The organism is Bacillus sp. THAF10 (assembly GCF_009363695.1).
In the GTDB taxonomy this organism is placed as follows: domain Bacteria; phylum Bacillota; class Bacilli; order Bacillales; family Bacillaceae_I; genus Sutcliffiella_A.
Window position 1 is genome coordinate 2,354,231 of the sequence record NZ_CP045403.1, and the last position, 19,751, is coordinate 2,373,981.

A 19,751-nucleotide genomic window follows, 5' to 3' on the forward strand; every position below is an offset into this window, starting at 1 on the left:
AGGGACCTCCGCCTTTGCTACCTTCAGCAGCTATAAAATATTTAAAAATAAAAGCGAAAATTACATTCCTTTAACGATTGTTTTTACGAATTGTAAGAAGTTTGCTTTTACCATTTCTGTTGTTTCTATTACCTCGTCATGCGTTAATGGCTGATCGAGGATTCCTGCTGCCATGTTGGAAATACAAGAGATTCCTAGCACCTTCATCCCACTGTGGCGTGCAATGATTACTTCTGGAACTGTAGACATTCCTACTGCATCTCCACCAAGAGTACGAATCATTCTAACCTCGGCTGGTGTTTCATAGGAAGGACCTGTGTTTCCAACATAAACGCCTTCTTGTACTTTTAGGCCGATTTCTTCCGCTACGTCTTTTGCCAGTTTGCGAAGTTCTTTGCAATATGGCTCAGACATATCAGGGAAACGTGCACCAAGTTCATTGTTGTTTGGTCCGATTAATGGGTTGGTGCCCATGTTATTAATGTGGTCAGAAAGGATCATTAAATCGCCTGCTTCAAAGCTTTCGTTCACACCACCAGCAGCATTAGTCACGATTAATTTTTCTACACCAAGCTTCTTCATCACGCGCACAGGGAACGTTACTTTATCCATGGAATAGCCCTCATAGAAATGAAAGCGTCCTTGCATGGCAATAACTGTTTTTCCTTCTAAGTCCCCAATGACAAGCTGACCTGCATGGCCTTCCACTGTAGACACAGGAAATTCAGGAATTTCTGTGTAAGGAATCACAATTGGGTTTTGAATTTCTTCTGCCAACACACCTAAACCTGAGCCTAAAATAAGGCCAATTTCAGGCGTGTTGGATAATTTCGCATTTATATAATCAGCAGATTGTTTAATCGCATCTATGTTCATGTTCATGTCCCCCTTAGTTTAAATCTTGTAAAAAGCTCTTTCCGTGCTTTGGCATTTTTGTATTAAAGTTATCTGCAATGGTTGCTCCAATATCAGCAAAGGTTTTGCGGATATCCAGTTGCTTTCCTTCTTTATGCTGAGGAGAATATACCAACAATGGAACATATTCACGAGTATGGTCCGTACCAGGAGCTGTTGGGTCATTTCCATGATCAGCGGTAATAATCAAAAGATCTTGTTCTTGAAGGTTTTCAAACACTTCTGGCAGACGGCTATCATATTCTTCTAGTGCTTTTCCATAGCCCTCAGGATCTCTTCTATGACCATAAACCGCATCGAAATCGACAAGGTTAATAAAGCTGATTCCAGTAAAGTCCTTCTTCGTTGTGTCAACAAGCTTATCCATGCCATCCATGTTGGAGACTGTTCGAAGGGACTCTGTTATCCCTTCTCCATCATAGATATCAGAAATTTTCCCTATAGAGATAACATCAAAGCCGCTATCTTTCAATTCATTCATTACTGTTCGCTCGAAAGGTTTAAGTGCGTAGTCATGACGATTAGATGTGCGTTTCCAGTTTCCTGCTTCTCCAACGAATGGCCTTGCAATAATTCGACCTACCATATACTTCTCATCAAGAGTTAGTTCACGGGCAATTTTACAGATTTCGTAAAGCTCTTCAAGCGGAACTACTTCTTCATGTGCGGCAATTTGAAGCACAGAATCAGCAGATGTATACACAATTAATGCTCCTGTATCAACATGCTCTTGGCCAAGCTGATCAAGGATTTCTGTTCCACTTGCAGGGATGTTCCCAATCACTTTTCGCCCTGTCTTCTCTTCAAGTTCTTGAATCAATTCAGGAGGAAATCCTTCTGGAAAAACACGGAAAGGTGTATCGATATGAAGACCCATAATCTCCCAATGACCAGTCATGGTGTCTTTTCCGCTAGATGCTTCCTCCATTTTCGTATAAAATGCAAGCGGCTTCTCTGCTTTTGGTACACCTTTTACTTCTTCAATATTACTTAAGCCCAGTTTTGCCATATTCGGCATGTTAAGACCATTCATTCTTTCTGCAATATGACCGAGCGTATCGGCTCCCTTGTCACCAAACTTCTCAGCATCAGGTGCTTCTCCGATTCCAACAGAATCCATTACGACAAGGAATACACGTTTGTATGTATACGAACTCATCTACATTACCTCCTACCATTACGATCTATATATTCACCTCATGTATTTTCCCCTTTTTTAAACAGGATAGTCATACATAAGGACACTTCTACTTGTCAGAAGTCTGACCTCAAACCCTAGTATAAACAAGCGCTTTCAATCTTGCAATTAAAATGCGAAAAAAAGACTGTTCAGACATTTTATTTATTAGAACAGTCCCTGCTACTTCGCAAGACATTGTTGTGGTCTTATGCTCTTGGATGAAACATTGTGTATACATCTTTCATTCTGTTTTTAGTAACATGCGTGTATATTTGAGTAGTCGAAATATCTGCATGACCTAGCATCTCTTGCACCGCTCTTAAATCTGCACCGTTTTCAAGTAAATGTGTAGCAAAGGAATGCCTCAGCGTATGGGGTGTGAGTTCCTTTTGAATCCCAGCTTCCTGTGTTAGCTTTTTAAGAATTTTCCAAAAGCCTTGGCGGGATAAACGATTTCCTAAATGATTAAGAAACAAAGCATCTGTTGTTTTTTTCTTTTTTATTTGCCCCCTGCTTTCTTCTATATATAAAGAAATCGCTTCTTGAGCGAGCTTCCCAAGTGGAATAATACGTTCTTTGTTTCCCTTTCCTACACAACGGACAAATCCCATCGTTAAGTGAACATCACTAATATCCAATGAGATTAGTTCTGAAACACGAATTCCTGTTGCATACAATAACTCGAGCATTGCTTTATCGCGCTTCCCATACACCTTTTGCACATCAGGCACCTCTAACAACGCTTGTACCTCTTCAACCGATAGCACATGTGGCAGCTTTTGCTCCTGTTTTGGCCGATCAATATGAACAGTAGGGTCCTGTTCTGTTACTTTTTCTCGTAGTAAAAATTGATGAAAGGACCGGATGGAAGCTATATGCCGTGCAATCGTTTTTGAGGACTTACCTTTATCATGCAAAAATTTTAAGAATTGTAGAATAGTAGAACGCGAGACTTTATTCAAATCTCCCACACACTCCACTTTTTCCATGTATTGGAGATAAGATTTTAAATCCCTCTCATAGGAGACTACTGTATTATTTGCTAAGCCTTTTTCCACGATTAAAAAATGAATAAAATCTTTCAGCTCATCCTGCAATATTCTCTACTCCCCGTAATGATAAAAGAAAAGCAAACGCTTAAACCAGCCCTCATCCCTTTCCTCTACCATTTTAGTTACTTTCACCGCAGCACCTTCTGGCTCATCGTATCGGTGATAATTTTGATACTCTTGATTTATCCACATAATGCCATAATAAAACAATACCGTACACCCTGTAAAAAGGATAAATACTTTAAAAGTATTATAGCATGAATCCATAAAATTCTTCATGTTTCGCTCCTCCAAACTTGTCTTATTAGAGGGTATGTCAACTTGGAGAATTTTTATACCTGAAAAAAGAAAAACCTTTTCCAGTTCTTCATGGAAAAGGTCTATGTATGTTCGCCCTCTTCAGGGTCGTCTGTTACATTGTCCTGGCATCGATGGCAGATACCATGGAAGGTTAGACGGTGGTCTTTAATTTTAAAGTTCCAGTCCCGTTCCACAATCGCTTCCACATCTTCAAGCAGGTCATCCTGAATTTCATCCACGGCCCCACATTCAATACAAACCAAGTGATGGTGGAAATGCTTTGCGCCTTCCTGACGTAAATCATAACGGGATACCCCGTCGCCAAAATTAATTTTATCAACAATTTTTAATTCCGTTAGCAATTCCAATGTACGATATACCGTTGCAAGCCCAATCTCTGGTGACTTTTCTTTAACGAGGAGGTATACATCTTCCGCGCTTAAATGGTCCTCTTCATGCTCAAGTAATACTCTCACAGTCGATTCCCGTTGAGGAGTAAGCTTGTAGCTAGCGGAATGCAGTTGTTTTTTTATACGATCTATTCGACTTTCCATTCTTTGGTCCCTCCCTCGCTTTCTACTTAATTTTAGCGAATGGGGAAGGAACTGTCAAAGAAAAAAATAATGATTATAAATAAGGTCCTCCACAAATGAGAATTATTTATAATCATTATATTATAATATTTATTTTAACATAGAAATGACTGATTTCATGAACACAGGAGAAGCAAATGCTTCAATAAAGGAAGCAGGTACCAACAGCACGCAAATCAATCCCATCGCCATACTATAGCGCAGAAAATGTTGAAAAAACGGCTCCTGTATTCGTTTTACAAACTGCTGACGTATCATTTTTAATGAAAACGCAACAGAGAGTGTTCCAATGATAATGTAGGCTGGTATTGCAACCATATTTTGCGGAAGGATGGAAACAAACGACAAAAGGAATCCCTCCCAGCTCAATTGATTGACTAAAAATCCAACCGTAAACCCAATCACTACTCCCCTCAAAAAGAGAAGAATTAAAATGACAGGCAATCCGATGATGGATATCCCAAGTACCCACATTAAAAGCACATATTTAATGTTGTGAAAATAGCTTTGGAAGAAAATATCCTTCGTATTTGCAAAGTTTCCTTCTTCCACTTGTCCAAAAAATCGGCTCATGTAGCCTAAGAGATCCTGCTTTTGTGTAAAGTTCATACTATTGACCACAATGGCCCCAAAAATTACTCCCATAAAAAACAGAACCACAATAAATAAATACAATGAGGAATGCTCTTTTATATGCCCTAGTAGAATAGTAAACTGCGACTGTTTTTTCATCTTCGTTTCCTCCTATCATACGCTTACTAGATTGTATGATAGAGTTTAGGAAGTATGACTTAGTGAAGAAGAAAAATCTATTTTGTCTTACTGCCTATCCTTCCGAACTTTCCACCACCGCCAGCCTGGAAATCAAGCTCTCCTATTCTTGCTGCCACAATAAGGGAAGCTGTTTGTTCACCAACAATGGCTTCAAGCTCATTTTTAGACGCATGATGGAGAATTCCCATTTCACTGCCAAAAGCATTTCTTAGTTTTTCTAAGGTTTTAGGTCCAATTCCTGGAATAAAATCAAGCGGAACCTGATGAATGTATGGAGGCCTCTCTCTAGAATCAACTAAAGATGGAACGTTAGCTAGTTCCTTGATTCTTGTCGATACTCCTTTAATAAAACGGGGATGGCTGCAACTACTACAGATAGCAACTTCGCTTTTGGGCATTTGGTAGCACTTTTCACAAACTGTTTTGTAATACTTTCCTAGTTGAGGGTTAAGGCCGTAGTTTGCCGTGATTTTTCTCCCACCCTCTTCTTTTAATGCCATGTGCAGTTCTTTAAAAGTGGGCTCTTTCATCCGTATTTTTTGATACTCTCGTGCAATTTTCCCAGTGGAGTGCGCGTCTGAATTACTGAGAAACGTGTAGTTTTCGAGTTCACTCAGTCTTGCTGCCATCGTGGTATCGGCACTTAAGCCCAGCTCCACAGCGTCAATTAAGGCTGGATCAAATACCTCTTTTAAGCTTTTCTTAACTCCTCTGCCATATAAGCTTTTAAAAGGTGTAAAGATGTGTGCTGGGATAAACAACCCACCAAGCTCGCGTACTTTTTGCTGTATCACTTTTGTTTTTTCATAAACACGCTGCGTGGACAAGGTGTTGTTTTTCACTCTTTTACTAATCCAGTTTGAAAAACGAATCATACTCTCTATCGTTGGCATATAGGTAAGAACATGAATAAGCCCTTGACAATTCTCATCGAATAACTCGATTTCCGCTCCCAGAATTAGCGTGAGCTCTCCCACCTGTATGCCCCCGCCCTCAAGCTCTGACATCGCTCCATTGGTAACAGCATTTCGAAGTTCCACCAACACTTCAGGTACATGGCAATCAATGACCCCTATCATGTTTAGCCCTTTTCTATCACGTGCTTCTTCCAAAACCGCCTCCAAAGTAAGTTTATTGGAGGCGGTAATTTTGACAGGCTTGCCACTTGACGTTCTGCCTAGATGAATATGTAAATCTGCAAAATATTCCTGCATGGTTGTTCCTACTTTCCAAGCTGCTCTTTCATTTGCCAATATTGAACCGCATAGGCCGTTTTGGCATCATATATTTCCTTCTTTTCGATTAATTCAAGTGCTTCTTCAAGCGTCACTTCCAATAAATCAACAAACTCATCTTCGTCTAAATGGTGCTCTTCTGTATCTGCTCTTAGTCCTTTTGCCACATACAAATGGACAAGCTCATCGGCAAATCCTGGAGATGTATAAAAGGAAATCAGGGGCTCCAAATCATCACACGTGTAGCCAGTTTCCTCCTCGAGCTCCCGCTTGGCAGTTACAACTGGTTCCTCCCCAATTTCAAGCTTTCCCGCTGGAATTTCTACTAACACACGCTCCATTGCTTTTCGATATTGTCGCACCATCACCATTTTATTTTCTTCTGTGAAGGCAATCACCGCTACGGCTCCTGGATGCTTGATTATTTCTCGCTTGCTCGTTTTTCCATTTGGAAGTTCTACATCCTCTAAATATAAATCAATAATTCTTCCTGAAAATAGTTTTTCACTGTGTAAGGTTTTCTCTTTTAAATGATCCATCTCACTCGCTCCTTGTTCTGTAGCGTTGTTTATCTTCATACATTCTACCATACAAGGATTAGGAGGAGACAACATGAAGGTATATGTCCGCCCTAACAGCATTGTAATGGTCGGAAAAGCTTGGGAAATTCGGCAAAAGTTAAAGGATTATGCACTTCACCATGTGTATGTCACATCTTGGATCAATGCTCTGAAGGATAAATAAGCCTCCAAATTTGTAGACTCCCTCTTCTTTTTTGTAAAATAACAAAAAAGGAGGGATTTTTTTGTTCCATAAAAATCGTCTTGGCAGGTCTGATTTAATAGTAAGTGAGGTTGGACTTGGCTGCATGTCTTTAGGTACAGAGGAAACGAAAGCTGTCGATATTGTAAAAAAAGCATTGGATTTAGGGATAAATTATTTTGATACGGCAGACTTGTATGACTTTGGTGAGAATGAAAAGTTGGTGGGAAAAGCACTAAAAGGAGTGCGAGATCAGGTTGTACTTGCAACTAAGGCCGGCAACAGGTGGACACCAGGAAAAGAAGGTTGGGAATGGGATCCTTCCAAAAAGCATATAAAATCTGCTGTAAAGGATAGTTTATCCCGTTTAGGTACTGATTACATTGATTTATATCAATTGCATGGTGGTACCATAGATGATCCGTTTGAGGAAACCATTGAAGCGTTTGAGGAGTTAAAGTCAGAAGGCTTGATTCGTGAGTATGGTATTTCCTCCATTCGGCCGAATGTGATCAAGCGTTTTGTAGAGAAATCCTCGATAGTGTCTGTAATGATGCAGTATAGTATGCTCGATACCCGGCCGGAGGAATGGCTAGAATATCTTGATACGCATGGTGTTAGTGTCATTGCTCGTGGGCCATTGGCGAAGGGATTGTTGTCTGATAAAGGGGTCGAAAAGCTACATACAAAGTTTGCTGAAAAAGGGTACATGGCTTATTCAAAAAAGGAGCTTGAGGAATTGGTGCGCAAGCTTTTAACAATTGCCGATGGGCGTCCGTTAGAGGCTGCTGCATTTGAATATTGTTTAGCGCACCCATCCGTTGCTGCTGTCATACCAGGTGCAAGCTCTGTTGAACAGCTGGAGGCAAATGTGGAAGCAGTTAAGGATTTTGAATTTTATGGAGATGATTTTGCTCAATTTAAGCAATTGTTAAAGCAAAATGTGTATGAAGAGCATCGGGATTAGGAAGTTTTTGCTGATTTAGCTAGATGTGGGGGGCAGCTCGGGGCTGCTCCTCCTATTTATGTTGGTGTGGAGGGTTGTATGTGAAATTAATCTGTCCAACTTTGATTTTTTCTGTCCAACTTTTCGATATTTAAGCCACTTTCGAAATAATTTAGCCACTTTTTTATTTTTTTGTCCATGTGATCCCAGATAAAGGCCATTCGACACATACTGACTAAATTCGCCAGCAGAACCACCCTGCCAGCTCAGCCCGTAACCTCCCTAACACCTACTTTCACCTCAAACCCTCTACTTAAATTCCCGCCAATTTTGATTGCTCTCCTCAAACAACTCTTCAAAGCTTTTATTCTTTTCTCTCAAACGTCTCTCTTCCTTTGCTTTTGCAGCCGCTTCTTCCTTCTGTTTTTGTTCTGTTTCTACTAGTTGAGATTTCATGGATTTCAGCTTAGAGAATACATCTCCCTCTAGTTGATCCTTAAGAGTTAATGATTCTTCCTTTTTATGTGATACGGCATTCCCCGTACTTTTTTGCTTTTTCTTTTTCATTATGAACAGCCCCCTACTCCATTACTTTTCTAGTAGTATAGCAAAAAAATGCATGATCAGAAATCACCAGCCTCTTTTGATAAAAAATATTACTTTATAATTATTATAATTTAATATTGATTTTTCTTTAATAAGTGTTATTATTGTTAACGAGCTACCACATTAATTACGAGGTGATATCATTGCAAACTACTAACAAAAAGCTAACAACCAGCTGGGGTGCACCTGTTGGAGATAATCAAAACTCGATGACAGCTGGATCTAGAGGACCTACCCTGATCCAAGATGTTCATTTACTTGAAAAGCTTGCTCATTTTAACCGTGAGCGTGTTCCTGAACGAGTGGTTCATGCAAAAGGTGCGGGAGCACACGGATTCTTTGAGGTGACCAATGACGTAACACCTTACACGAAAGCAGCATTTCTTTCAGAGGTTGGCAAGCGAACTCCATTATTTGTCCGTTTCTCTACAGTTGCTGGGGAAAATGGCTCTGCCGACTCGGTTCGTGATCCACGGGGCTTTGCCGTCAAGTTTTATACAGAAGAAGGAAATTATGATCTTGTTGGAAACAACACACCTGTTTTCTTTATTCGAGATGCTATTAAGTTCCCTGACTTTATTCATACACAAAAACGTCATCCAAAAACACATTTGAAAAACCCAAATGCAGTTTGGGATTTTTGGTCCCTTTCTCCTGAGTCCCTGCATCAAGTGACCATCTTGATGTCTGACAGAGGAATTCCTGCCACTTACCGCCATATGCATGGATTTGGGAGCCATACATTTAAATGGGTAAATGAAGATGGAGACGGAGTTTGGATTAAATACCATTTTAAAACAGAACAGGGTATCAAAAACCTTACAGAGGAAGTTGGAACAAAACTTGCTGGTGAAAATCCAGACCATCATACAGAGGATTTATATCATGCTATTGAACATGGAGACTATCCATCCTGGAAGGTATATGTACAAATTATGCCGCTAGAGGATGCGAATACTTACCGTTTTGATCCGTTCGATGTGACAAAGGTTTGGTCCCAAAAGGATTATCCATTAGTGGAGGTTGGTCGCATGGTGCTCAACCGTAACCCAGAAAACTATTTTGCGGAAGTGGAGCAAGCCACCTTCTCCCCTGGCACATTGGTTCCGGGTATTGATGTGTCACCTGATAAAATGCTGCAAGGTCGCTTGTTTGCCTACCATGATGCCCACCGATACCGTGTTGGGGCCAATCATCAGGCACTACCAATAAACCGTGCAAAAAATGAAGTAAACAACTATCAGCGTGACGGTCAAATGCGCTTTGATGACAATGGCGGGGACTCTGTTTATTATGAGCCGAACAGCTTGAATGGACCAACGGAGTCACCAGAAGATAAGCAGGCTTCCTATAGTGTTTCTGGTGTTGCTGAGAGTGTCGCATATGATCATAACGACCATTACACGCAAGCGGGAGATCTGTATCGCTTAATGAGTGAAAACGAGCGAAATCGTTTAGTAAAAAATATTGTTGGGGCAATGGCTCCTGTAGAAAGTGATGAAATTAAACTTCGTCAAATAACTCACTTCTATAAAGCTGACCCTGAATATGGAACAAAAGTAGCCGAAGCCCTTGGGTTGAAAATCCCACAAGAAATTCGCTAAACATAACATTGCAATTCTCTTTTATTCTCATATCTAAAAAAACCAGCAGGCACCCTTATCCAGTGCCTGCTGGTTTTTTGTTTGAGGTTAATGAAACGACCGCCAAAACGCTCCTTTTTTATCAATGATGCTATTAATCTCTTTAAACGGTATTTCAAACGTGGGGAACCCTGCTGCATAAGGGGCGATTTCGTATGGAGTAAAGTAAAGAAATAGCGAATCACTCGAAACGTAAAATGGTTGATCAGGTTGGATTCCCTTGTAAGCATCGGGGAAATAATCTTCAGGGTTTTCCGCAATTTGCTTTCCTACGATTTCACTCAAAACCTTCACATAATCACTATCTTTTTTAAACAAATCCTTCAGCTGATAAATTTGGCCAGACTTAATGTCTATAGGGACCATCATTTGTGTTGGCATGCCATGCGCGGCCCCAAATGGATAGTTGTACGCACTTAACTCAAGAATTACCAGGTTCTTGTTGAAAAATTGGATATCAAAATCACCCGTGAAGTTGTAATCTAATTGTTGGTTAGGCGGAATGGGAACGACTTGTGATTGAACGCTAAGATACTCGTTAACTTTCTTTTCTGCTTGTTTATTTTCCATCCCTTGAAGTTGCGGGTAATACACGAGGTAGTCTTTGTTTGGACGGTATTTTTCTTCCATTACGGAAACAGTTTTGGTTAAAGGTATTTCTGTGTTTTGACTCCAGACAAGCTTACCAGTTTTATCATAGTAAGATAAACGCTGATCCACAAAGGCTTTTACAAGTTGCCCTTCTATTGTTAGAGTGCCTATACCATCAACGATTGGTAGAGATTTTACCTGTCGACCATTTTTATCGACAAAAAACGTCTGTAGTCCTTTGGTTACGGAACTGTACTCTCCTTGATAGTTTCCTATTTCACTATAGACAAACTCGCTTAAAAGTTTTCCTGTCTCTGCATTCGCCAAGGCATACATGGATCCAACAAAGGGTTCCTCAGGATTCAAGGCCTTTCCAACTGAAACACGGTTTCCACCTAAAATATTCATGTCATTATGTTTTGGAGAAATGATGTACTTGCCAGTTTTATCAATCAATCCGAACTCATTTTGATAGTCTGTTGATTGATTCACTACCGCTCTTCCGCCCTGAAATGGGAGGGCCATTCCAAATTGCGGGGGAATGATGACTTTTCCTGTTTCATCCACATATCCTGCTTTATCCTGGTAGGTTTTCTTAAATGAAAGGAGTCCTTCACTCAGTCCATTCATTTGCTGATAGGGAAACGTTTGTAGCTGGGATCCAGTAGAATCCAGTAAGGCATACTGATCTTCTCTAACTTGGACAAGTCCTTTTCCTGTATTAAAATCATAAACATTTAGATATCTTGCAGGGATGGCAACTCTTCCGTTCAAATCTAAATAGCCATAGCGTGTGGTGTCATTTTTGGTTTCTTGATAAACCGCCCGTCCTCCCTGGTATGGGCTGATGTAATCGTACTTTTTTTCTGTGAGGACCTTTCCTTTTTCATTAATGACTACCGAACCACCTTCATTTAACATCGCAATGGCTCTGCCCTCTGTAAATGGCAAGATTGTGGCGTAAGATGGTTTTACCACAAACTTTCCTGTTTGATTGATTATCCCAGTTCCTTCTCTCTTACTTACTATCGCCAATCCGTTTTGTTGAAAACCATTGGCATTAGCATAGGCTGGCTTTAAAACAACTTTACCTTTTTCATCAATATAGCCCCATTTTGTTCCTTCTACCGTTTTTACGGGTGCAGGAAAAAGCCTTGGCTTTACAATTCTGCTAAAAAACCTCCCAAACATAAAAAAAATCACCCCACCAGTTTTTCAATATCTTATGGAAAACAGGTAGGGTAGGTGAATGACCTTATTATGAAGTTAAATGGTATTACATCTTTCCACTAGCTTTTTCTTTCGCTTTTTCAAAGAGTGATTCCTTAATTTTATATACGGAGGAAACATATTCTAGCTGCTGTGATTTCATAATATCTATAGGTGTAACGTCACCAGTTACAAGATTTTCTACTAGATCAATGCCGATATGCTGGTAGGCTTTATCAATAATTTCTGAGCAAATATATCGATCCTGTTCATGAATGATAATGTTCCAGCGAAAAAATCTTTTCACACATAGTGAAATTAACCTCCACCAGTCATAGCCCTTCGATGTTGAAATTTTTCTATGAATAAAGGCTAACATTTGCTCTTGTTGCCCAATTGACAGCTTCGTTTTCAAACGATAGAGATCGTATTCCTTGTAAGGATTTTTCATAATTTCCATTTTCTTATGTAAATCTACTTCACAAATATTCTCCTGATCAACTGCAATAGTGACATGTGTGTACGGTGATTTTAAGAAAAAGCGAATAAAAGGACTTACGTTGCAATTTCCCTTCACAAAAAGTAAATCTCCTACCTCCATTTTCATCTATTCCACCCCAATATAGGAAAAATATCCCTCATTCAACTTCCTTCATTATACATCAAAAGTCACGGTTTTTATTAAATGTATCTAAAAGTTATCTACTTATTCGTTCTGAAGTATCAGTTGGAAACCAACATTCCTTGAATTATAATAGAAATACTAGTTTGAAAGGATGTTTCAGATGAATAAAAAAGACTTAGAAGCTGCAATTGTGGAAAATTATCAAAAAGAAGAAAACATGATGATACTCGTATTTGCACAGTGGTGTATCAATCACAATTTAGACCCTATCGCACTTTATTCCAAAGCTTACCCAAATCAGACGAACAACCCTGCCCTACAACAAGCACTGGAATTAACAGTTTCTAAGGAAGAAGCTGGTGAAATACCTGATCAAACCGTTCTCGGTGTTTTGTCCATGTTTGGAAATGATGATTTAGCATTTGTTGTAACAGAGGAAATTTCAAAAAGAAAAGCCAATTAATTTCCATGTGGGGTATCGTTCTGTTTCTAACATATATCTTTCTTTTCCTTCATAAAAAAGTAGAAGAACTTTTGAAGGAGTGGAGCGAAGGATGCGTTCAGAATATAGACTTTGGTCAGCATGGCCCTATCAAGAGGAACAGTCTCCCCCTGTTGGTGTACCACAAGCAGGCTTTTGGCCTATGTTTTTCATAAAAAGGGACAGTGAAAATAGATTTTTCGATCCTTTTGGAAGAGAGATTCAATGGCAGATTAAACCGCCGCTTACAATTGACTGGAATGCCGAGCTTGCACTCGTTGAACGTACAGTGAATTCAGTAACTCCTCAGCAAATTCAAAGTGCAAGTTACTGGGCGACTGGTGAAATAGGTGAACGTTTTTCTACGATGCTCTATGAATATGCAGCAAAATATCCAATGGGCTCTCCAAATTGTGCCCGTATGCAAGGATTCTTTCATGCAACCTTGAACGACGTCTTTGTTGTCTGCTGGTATCTAAAATATATGTGGGACGTTGCAAGACCTAATCAATATGGAAGGCATATTCCAAAGATCATAGATACACCACGCTTTCCTGCATATCCGTCTGCTCATGCCAGTTTGGCAGGGGCAGCGGACATATTAATGACGTATTTCTTTCCAGAAGAGGAAGCTAATATCAAAGCGACAACGGAAGCAAGCGCACAATCAAGATTGTACGCTGGGGTTCATTTTGACGCAGATAATAAAGAAGGCTTACGTCTAGGAAGACAAATTGGAAAAATTGCCGTGGAGATTTTACAGGTGCAAAATGTTAAACAATAATCATGATAGCTGAAAAATATGATGACATAGCGTTCATCATCTTTCTGTTTTATCGTGAAGGACAGGTGCCTCCTCCATATTCTCTATCCAAAGAATTTCCTGTCCATCCACCCCTTCTTTTATCCAAGCATCACGACTAGAACCTTCTCTAATCCACGTTATATAAGGATAAACAGATTGCGGATCACGATCATACTTATTTTCTTTTGGAAACGTAATTTGTTGTTGTTCACCTGTGAAAAGGTCTAGTCTTAGGTCCACAAACCCCTTTGGCGTGAATTATTGGATTTTCCTGATGAAGTTTTTGGAGCAAATTTATTTCAAGATTGCTTTTGTCTTCTGAAAAGTGCTTTTTTAATATGTAACGTTTTTGATTACCATCCTTTAATAAAAATGCTCTTTCATATAATGTTTGAAATTCTGTTGCCTCTATTCCCCACTTTTGCCCAATTTCCATTGCTTTCATGCTCTACTCTCCTCTTAAACATATAAAACCCGCCATTCACATACTTCATCCATCCCAAGGTTTTTATAAACGCTACGGGCAGCAGGATTGGAATAAAACAAATACGGAACTTTTCCTTCTATTAAGAGTTGATCAAACAGTGCTATTAATACTTCTGTGCCATAGCCTTTCCCGCGAAACTCTGGATCTGTAAACACGCCAATAATAATCGCACTTGTTTCTGTCTCTTTTACAGTTGCTGCACAAGCAACCATTTTCCCATCTATTGCAACATAGTAGTTTCTATTCGACGTTTCTACTATCTTTATTTTTTCACAATCTATATAGGCTTGTTTGTCCTTAGGAAGACTTCCCTTAAATTCCTCAGTTAGAGAAAACAAGTTATACTGCATTCCAAGCTCATCTTCCGTTTTCACCCGCTTCATCCGGAGTTCAGGATACCTTCTACTTGCTTTGATTTGATGAACAGCCCCCATATATGAGGAGCTATCATGAGTGATATTTAGGTAGGGTACGAGTTTTTCCACCATTCTACTTGGGCCTGAGATTTTATGATAAGTCACTTGTTTTATGAATGGTGTAAAACATTCAACACTCTGATTTGTGTTTTCATAAAAAAATAAGTTTCCTTCATTTTGAAAAAGAATAGCGGTTAATTTATTGTTCTGAAAACTACCAAACACTTGAACATTTGTTGCCGCATATTGACTAACAAGCAAATCATTCAATACGAATTGATAATTTTTTTCGTCCTTTCCAAACAACTCGATGACACTTGGATGATGCTCTAATGATAATCGACGTACTTCCATTGTGTTCTCCTTCGCTTGGTAGTTAAAAAATGTAAAAAACGTTTCCTATTTCAAAAATATCATGTTCATCTTTTGTTCCTGGATGTCCAAATCTGGATAGTGTTGTTCGATAAGAAAGACCGTTTCCTGAACAAGTTTCTCTAATAAATCAAAAGCTACAACTGAATCACTAAGCAAAACTTGATTTACCCTTTCTTCAAAGTCATATGGTGTGATGGTCATACTTTGTTTTGTTTGCAAGCCATTTGAATGATGGATGATGTACATATAACCTATTTAGTCCAAAAAGAGCTCCCATCAGTTTTATCAAAACTTCCTGTTTGACTCCATGTATCGTCTTGTCTTTTTATCAATGCTCTTCTGTTATTCCAGCGATTTCCTAAAAATAAATTTTCTTTTATCATTGCTTGAGAAAGTTTTTCCGGATAAAAAAGTATCCTTCTCTTTAAATCTTCTACCTTATAATTTCCATATAAAGGTAAACCATCATGAAGTGACGCAAGGATACATTGTTTATCGTAATTTGTATCAAAAAAATGACAAACATCATCAATAATGTTCTCCACTGTAATGGTCAAAAAATTACTAATTTCAAGCTTTATCCCACCCTCTGTTATAAACGATTCAGACCACTCATCATCTTCAAATGGATGGAAGGATAAAACAGTGCCGTTTACTGATTGTATAGGTAAATGTCTGTCTATATCGGTAGGGGCAGTTTTCCAAAAAATATGTAACTCGATATCCGAGAATTCATCCTCCCACCCATTGGCTACCGAGCCTGTCAATAATATTGCCTCTACCTTCGGATTTTCTTTATATTTGTTTGCTAGTTGTTTTGCAGTTTGTTTTAAATTCATGTTGGTTCCTCACAAATGTTTAATATGTTTTATAAATTGCTAAGTACAAAAGTTCAAACCTTATAAGACTGATCTCTCACCACCACTGTTTGTGGCGTGAAACGAATCAAAACAGTGGAATCGTCAAGGTTACGAAAACGGGAATCCCAATTCTCTTCATTTTTTCCTAAGTACTTCGAGATAATTTCGAAAACAATTTCAGAGCGAAAACGTTCCACTTTTCCAATACCTCTGAAGCCTGCATGAAATACTTTTCCCGTTTTTACATCAAAGTCCACAATTCCTAGCGCACACTTTGGGTTTTTTTGAATCCTTTTGGGAAAGGAGTCTGACTTCGTTCCAATAATCCATATTTCGTTATTTTCCCAATGAAACCAGACAGGAGAATCTTTGGGTGTGTCCTCCTCCACCGTAGCAAGGTGGGCAAAAAGTGGCTTTTTCAACATACTATCTAAGTCAAAGGTGTGTTTCCCCTTCAAAACTTGCATTCTTATCCACCTCTTTATTATGATTTTCTGTCAGTTCTCGATAATCACTAGGCAATGTCCCTCTTTCCACCACATCAATAGACCAAGAAATGATCGTGGTACTGTCACGCACATTATTTAATTGAATATCACGTAAGAGTACGTGAACTCCTGAAGTCACATCCATCCCCTTAAACTTTTCAAATATATTCTCAGGCTTGTGATAGCTTGTATTCGGACATTCTAGGAGCCCATCAGTTGTTAAAAGGATATGATTGGTGCCTCTCCGCAATTCCTTTACACCAGTGCTGTAGGTAGGTACCTTTTTATGAAACGTGCTTTCTTTTCCCACCCATTCGAAAAAACTTCGATGATTCAATTGATATTCACCAAGTCGAGCTAGTTCAGGATGGTATATAAGTAGTGCACAATCTCCTACTGAAAACCACCAAAGGTAATTTGATTTCCTAAAAGCAATGAGACAAGCTGTTTCTCCATTTACTCTTTGGCATTTTAGGAGGAAATCTGGACTATCAAAAATACTTAGGATTTTTTGTGATAACGTTTTGAAAACTGTTTGCAAAGGTAGATTTAGTACTTCTAAAATGGCTTTCTTATTCTTTCCCATTGTCTTCACTACCAAATCTGCACTTTCTGCTGAAGAATGTGCATCTAGCACGATAGCAAACTCCCATTCTCCCTTTTCATCCAGCCATAAAAGAGCACCATCTTCATTTTTGTACTGCCCTGCATTGGAGTTCCCACCAAAAAGGCCACAAGTAACTCTGTCTTGATAAGTTGAAATGCTAATTTCATCGACATAATGCATTCGGCTGCCTACCCAGTTAAATCCATTCATATGATATTCTTCTTTCTCGTTTTGTTCACATGAGCTCCTTAACATGTTTCTTTCCCAAGATAGATCGTATCTAATTCTCTCTCCTGAAGTTGACTAACATAATAAGCTTTCGCTTCTGTTCTAGAACTGACAGCCTTACTCAGCTTGCCATCAATAAAATGGAGAGCAACACCATCATCAGCTGCAATACCCGGCTTTAACTGATTTGAATGGATGAAATTTTGATAGGATGGTCTCCTTTTGCTTTCTCCATCGTAATGCGGAGAGTGGCTGCCTTCCAAAAATCCTAGACACACTAACGTTTCTAGCTCGTTCCCATAGGAGTCGGTCAAGCCTTCTTCAAACCAGCAAAGAGAACCTGCGCTAATACCACTAAGAACTATTCCTTTTTGGTAGGCTTTGTGCAAAATTTCGTCAAGGCCCCATTCTTTCCAGAGCACAAGTAAGTTTCTTGTGTTCCCTCCGCCAACAAAGATAATATCCTGATCTAATAAGTAAGTTTGAAAGTTCCTAGTATGTGGTTGAAAAAGAGACAAATGAGAAGGTTCACAATTCTGTTTCTCAAAAGCTTGGTAAAATCTATCTATATAGTTTTGAGCGTCACCACTTGCGGTAGGAAGAAAACAAATTTTCGGGCGTGATGCTTCAGCTTGATTCAGAATATAGATATCTAATAGTGGATTTTCTGGTTCCATTGAAAAACCGCCACCACCAAGGGCAATAATTTGTTTCATGTGGCTTCTCCTTTACTATGTAAGATTTTTAATCCATATTATACCACTACATTCGATTTAAAGTGACAAAATTCAGAATATAATTAGCATAAATGGTTGAATATGGTACAATTTATGTAGAGAATGGTTTTTATTTTGCAAGGGGGATAGAGATGGAGCTTTTCTGGATTTGGGGGATTATAATAATTGCATTCGTTTTATTTGTTATCATCGTAAATGCTAGCAGATTTGATAACAAAACAGTTTTAGAAATAGGCGTTATTGCATTGGGCTTGGTTGTTTCAGGAGGGATAAGCTTTTACATAGCAGGTATGCTTCAGGTGCTCAATCCTTTTACCGGGGGATTTGGAATTATTTTGTTCTTAACTGGTGTATTTTTGCTTTTTGTAGCTTTATTTCGCAGATAAAAGGGAGTTAATTAAGGCAAATAAAGCCGGTCGCACACAAATAAGTGACGACCGGCTTTTTTACATTTAAAACGCTTCTAATTTCACATGCTCATCAACTATTAAGGTAGGTTCTGTTGTATTTTGGATATCCTCTACGGAAAACCCGCTTGCAACCTCTACAAGCTTTAAGCCCTGGTCAGTCACATCGATTACTGCGCGGTCCGTTATAATTCGATCGACTACTCCTTTACCAGTTAAAGGAAGGGTGCACTCTTTTAATATTTTTGCTTCCCCTGCTTTATTCACATGGTCCATGATCACGATAATGCGTTCGGCTCCGTGAACGAGGTCCATCGCTCCGCCCATGCCCTTGATCATTTTTCCTGGAATCATCCAGTTAGCTAGGTCCCCATTTTCACTAACTTCCATGCCACCTAAAATGGCGATGTTCACATGCCCACCGCGGATCATGGCAAAGGATTCGGCGCTGTCAAAGTAGGCCGCTCCTGGAATGGCAGTGACCGTCTCTTTACCAGCGTTGATTAAATCCGGATCAACATGTTCCTTTGTTGGATATGGCCCTATACCAAGCAAACCATTTTCCGATTGTAATACGACTTGCTTGTTATCGGATATGTAGTTGGCAACAAGTGTTGGCATCCCGATTCCAAGATTTACATAAAAGCCGTTTTCAATTTCTTTTTCTGCTCTTTTTGCAATTTTTTCTCGGTTATTTACTTTCGTCATCGTTTGTTCCCCTCCTCGCTAGTCTCTTGTGGTGACGCGTTCGATTTTCTTTTCTTGTTTTCCAACAATTAAGCGTTGCACATAGATACTTGGTGTTTGGATGAGGTTTGGATCTAAATCACCAATTTCCACAAGCTCTTCCACTTCCGCAATCGTTACTTTTCCTGCAGCGGCAATCATTGGATTAAAATTTCGAGCTGTTTTGTTGTAGATGAGATTTCCCATTTTATCCGCTTTTGTCGCTCGAACAAGACTGAAGTCAGCAGTAAACGCTTCTTCAAGTAAATACTCTTTTCCATTAAATGAACGTACTTCTTTTCCTTCGGCGATTGGTGTTCCGACGCCTGCAGGAGTGTAGAATGCAGGAATACCTGCACCGCCAGCTCTAATTTTTTCCGCTAACGTTCCTTGAGGAGTTAGTTCCACTTCCAGCTCTCCTGATAAAACTTGGCGTTCAAACTCTTTGTTTTCCCCAACATATGAACCAATCATTTTTTTAATTTGTTTGTTTTTCAATAAAAGACCTAATCCCCATTCGTCCACTCCACAGTTATTGGAGATAACCGTTAAGTCTTTCACCCCAGTTTCCACAAGGGCTAAGATCAAATTTTCCGGGATTCCACAAAGACCGAAGCCTCCTACCATGATGGTTGCTCCGTCATGAATGTCTTTAACTGCTTCAGTGAAGGATGTGTATACAGGTTTCATCTTCGTTGCACCT

The 19,751-nt window shown here is 39.3% G+C and carries 25 protein-coding genes and 1 pseudogene; 6 read left to right on the forward strand and 20 right to left on the reverse strand.

Features of this window, described 5'->3' with window-relative positions; all coding sequences use genetic code 11:
* Positions 1-60: 60 nt before the first annotated feature.
* The 8 genes from FIU87_RS12285 to FIU87_RS12320 form a co-directional block, all read right to left on the reverse strand.
* Complete coding sequence (locus FIU87_RS12285) at positions 61-876, reverse strand: purine-nucleoside phosphorylase (protein WP_152444863.1); 816 nt, start codon at positions 874-876, stop codon at positions 61-63.
* A gap of 13 nt (positions 877-889) precedes the next feature.
* Entirely contained in the window at positions 890-2,074 is a 1,185-nt protein-coding gene (gene deoB / locus FIU87_RS12290; RefSeq protein WP_152444864.1) for a phosphopentomutase, read from the reverse strand.
* 227 nt (positions 2,075-2,301) lie between these two features.
* A complete protein-coding gene (gene xerD / locus FIU87_RS12295; protein ID WP_152444865.1) occupies positions 2,302-3,192 on the reverse strand; it encodes a site-specific tyrosine recombinase XerD in 891 nt (296 codons plus the stop codon).
* A 6-nt stretch (positions 3,193-3,198) separates the two neighbouring features.
* Positions 3,199-3,426, reverse strand: a complete 228-nt coding sequence (locus FIU87_RS12300) for a YqzK family protein (RefSeq protein WP_152444866.1) — start codon at positions 3,424-3,426, stop codon at positions 3,199-3,201.
* Positions 3,427-3,527: 101 nt separating this feature from the next.
* Complete coding sequence (locus FIU87_RS12305) at positions 3,528-4,001, reverse strand: ferric iron uptake transcriptional regulator (RefSeq protein ID WP_152444867.1); 474 nt, start codon at positions 3,999-4,001, stop codon at positions 3,528-3,530.
* A gap of 129 nt (positions 4,002-4,130) precedes the next feature.
* A complete protein-coding gene (gene spoIIM, locus FIU87_RS12310) occupies positions 4,131-4,772 on the reverse strand; it encodes a stage II sporulation protein M (RefSeq protein WP_152444868.1) in 642 nt (213 codons plus the stop codon).
* Between the two features lie 77 nt (positions 4,773-4,849).
* Positions 4,850-6,028, reverse strand: coding sequence for an endonuclease Q family protein (locus FIU87_RS12315; RefSeq protein ID WP_152446541.1), 1,179 nt, complete (start codon positions 6,026-6,028; stop codon positions 4,850-4,852).
* 8 nt (positions 6,029-6,036) lie between these two features.
* A complete protein-coding gene (locus tag FIU87_RS12320; RefSeq protein ID WP_152446542.1) occupies positions 6,037-6,588 on the reverse strand; it encodes an NUDIX hydrolase in 552 nt (183 codons plus the stop codon).
* Between the two features lie 73 nt (positions 6,589-6,661).
* Here FIU87_RS12320 and mciZ point away from each other — a divergent pair, with 73 nt between their 5' ends.
* Together mciZ and FIU87_RS12330 are read left to right on the forward strand one after the other, a co-directional pair.
* A complete protein-coding gene (gene mciZ / locus FIU87_RS12325) occupies positions 6,662-6,793 on the forward strand; it encodes a Z-ring formation inhibitor MciZ (RefSeq protein WP_152444869.1) in 132 nt (43 codons plus the stop codon).
* 61 nt (positions 6,794-6,854) lie between these two features.
* Complete coding sequence (locus FIU87_RS12330; protein WP_301538624.1) at positions 6,855-7,778, forward strand: aldo/keto reductase; 924 nt, start codon at positions 6,855-6,857, stop codon at positions 7,776-7,778.
* A 288-nt stretch (positions 7,779-8,066) separates the two neighbouring features.
* Here FIU87_RS12330 and FIU87_RS12335 read toward each other — a convergent pair whose 3' ends face one another.
* Positions 8,067-8,324: a YqkE family protein gene (locus tag FIU87_RS12335; protein ID WP_152444870.1), complete on the reverse strand. Its 258-nt coding sequence runs from the start codon at positions 8,322-8,324 to the stop codon at positions 8,067-8,069.
* Positions 8,325-8,506: 182 nt separating this feature from the next.
* Between FIU87_RS12335 and katA the strand changes: the two genes are divergently transcribed.
* Positions 8,507-9,967 (forward strand): catalase KatA, encoded by a 1,461-nt coding sequence (gene katA, locus FIU87_RS12340; protein ID WP_301538625.1) that lies wholly within the window; start codon positions 8,507-8,509, stop codon positions 9,965-9,967.
* An 87-nt stretch (positions 9,968-10,054) separates the two neighbouring features.
* On the opposite strand, the gene FIU87_RS12345 is transcribed toward katA, so the two are convergent.
* Positions 10,055-11,788 carry a WG repeat-containing protein gene (locus FIU87_RS12345; RefSeq protein ID WP_152444871.1) on the reverse strand — a complete coding sequence of 578 codons (1,734 nt, stop codon included), beginning with the start codon at positions 11,786-11,788 and terminating at the stop codon, positions 10,055-10,057.
* Between the two features lie 85 nt (positions 11,789-11,873).
* On the reverse strand, positions 11,874-12,413 hold the full coding sequence (locus FIU87_RS12350; RefSeq protein WP_152444872.1) for a C40 family peptidase: 540 nt from the start codon (positions 12,411-12,413) through the stop codon (positions 11,874-11,876).
* 178 nt (positions 12,414-12,591) lie between these two features.
* Here FIU87_RS12350 and FIU87_RS12355 point away from each other — a divergent pair, with 178 nt between their 5' ends.
* Together FIU87_RS12355 and FIU87_RS12360 are read left to right on the forward strand one after the other, a co-directional pair.
* Positions 12,592-12,894, forward strand: a complete 303-nt coding sequence (locus FIU87_RS12355; RefSeq protein ID WP_152444873.1) for a hypothetical protein — start codon at positions 12,592-12,594, stop codon at positions 12,892-12,894.
* 91 nt (positions 12,895-12,985) lie between these two features.
* Positions 12,986-13,696: a phosphatase PAP2 family protein gene (locus tag FIU87_RS12360; protein ID WP_152444874.1), complete on the forward strand. Its 711-nt coding sequence runs from the start codon at positions 12,986-12,988 to the stop codon at positions 13,694-13,696.
* 36 nt (positions 13,697-13,732) lie between these two features.
* Here FIU87_RS12360 and FIU87_RS12365 read toward each other — a convergent pair whose 3' ends face one another.
* From FIU87_RS12365 to FIU87_RS12395, 7 genes and pseudogenes are all read right to left on the reverse strand, one after another.
* Complete coding sequence (locus tag FIU87_RS12365; RefSeq protein WP_152444875.1) at positions 13,733-13,957, reverse strand: hypothetical protein; 225 nt, start codon at positions 13,955-13,957, stop codon at positions 13,733-13,735.
* The gene (locus FIU87_RS12370; RefSeq protein WP_152444876.1) at positions 13,926-14,162 is read right to left on the reverse strand and encodes a hypothetical protein; all 237 of its coding nucleotides are present in this window, start codon (positions 14,160-14,162) and stop codon (positions 13,926-13,928) included. Before FIU87_RS12370 ends, FIU87_RS12365 begins: the two co-directional genes overlap by 32 nt.
* Before the next feature lie 14 nt (positions 14,163-14,176).
* Complete coding sequence (locus FIU87_RS12375; protein WP_152444877.1) at positions 14,177-14,974, reverse strand: GNAT family N-acetyltransferase; 798 nt, start codon at positions 14,972-14,974, stop codon at positions 14,177-14,179.
* 45 nt (positions 14,975-15,019) lie between these two features.
* Positions 15,020-15,834 (reverse strand): annotated as a pseudogene (locus FIU87_RS12380) (cytoplasmic protein).
* Positions 15,835-15,887: 53 nt separating this feature from the next.
* On the reverse strand, positions 15,888-16,322 hold the full coding sequence (locus tag FIU87_RS12385; protein ID WP_152444878.1) for a pyridoxamine 5'-phosphate oxidase family protein: 435 nt from the start codon (positions 16,320-16,322) through the stop codon (positions 15,888-15,890).
* On the reverse strand, positions 16,291-17,205 hold the full coding sequence (locus FIU87_RS12390; protein ID WP_253905404.1) for a protein phosphatase 2C domain-containing protein: 915 nt from the start codon (positions 17,203-17,205) through the stop codon (positions 16,291-16,293). Before FIU87_RS12390 ends, FIU87_RS12385 begins: the two co-directional genes overlap by 32 nt.
* Positions 17,199-17,894 carry a Type 1 glutamine amidotransferase-like domain-containing protein gene (locus tag FIU87_RS12395; protein WP_152444880.1) on the reverse strand — a complete coding sequence of 232 codons (696 nt, stop codon included), beginning with the start codon at positions 17,892-17,894 and terminating at the stop codon, positions 17,199-17,201. The genes FIU87_RS12390 and FIU87_RS12395 overlap by 7 nt, the downstream gene beginning before the upstream one ends.
* Before the next feature lie 152 nt (positions 17,895-18,046).
* Here FIU87_RS12395 and FIU87_RS12400 point away from each other — a divergent pair, with 152 nt between their 5' ends.
* Positions 18,047-18,301, forward strand: a complete 255-nt coding sequence (locus FIU87_RS12400) for a hypothetical protein (RefSeq protein ID WP_152444881.1) — start codon at positions 18,047-18,049, stop codon at positions 18,299-18,301.
* Between the two features lie 66 nt (positions 18,302-18,367).
* Here the strand turns inward: FIU87_RS12400 and FIU87_RS12405 are convergent, their stop codons facing one another.
* Positions 18,368-19,030, reverse strand: coding sequence for a CoA transferase subunit B (locus tag FIU87_RS12405; RefSeq protein ID WP_152444882.1), 663 nt, complete (start codon positions 19,028-19,030; stop codon positions 18,368-18,370).
* Positions 19,031-19,048: 18 nt separating this feature from the next.
* Positions 19,049-19,738: a CoA transferase subunit A gene (locus FIU87_RS12410; protein WP_152444883.1), complete on the reverse strand. Its 690-nt coding sequence runs from the start codon at positions 19,736-19,738 to the stop codon at positions 19,049-19,051.
* Between the last annotated feature and the right edge of the window lie 13 nt (positions 19,739-19,751).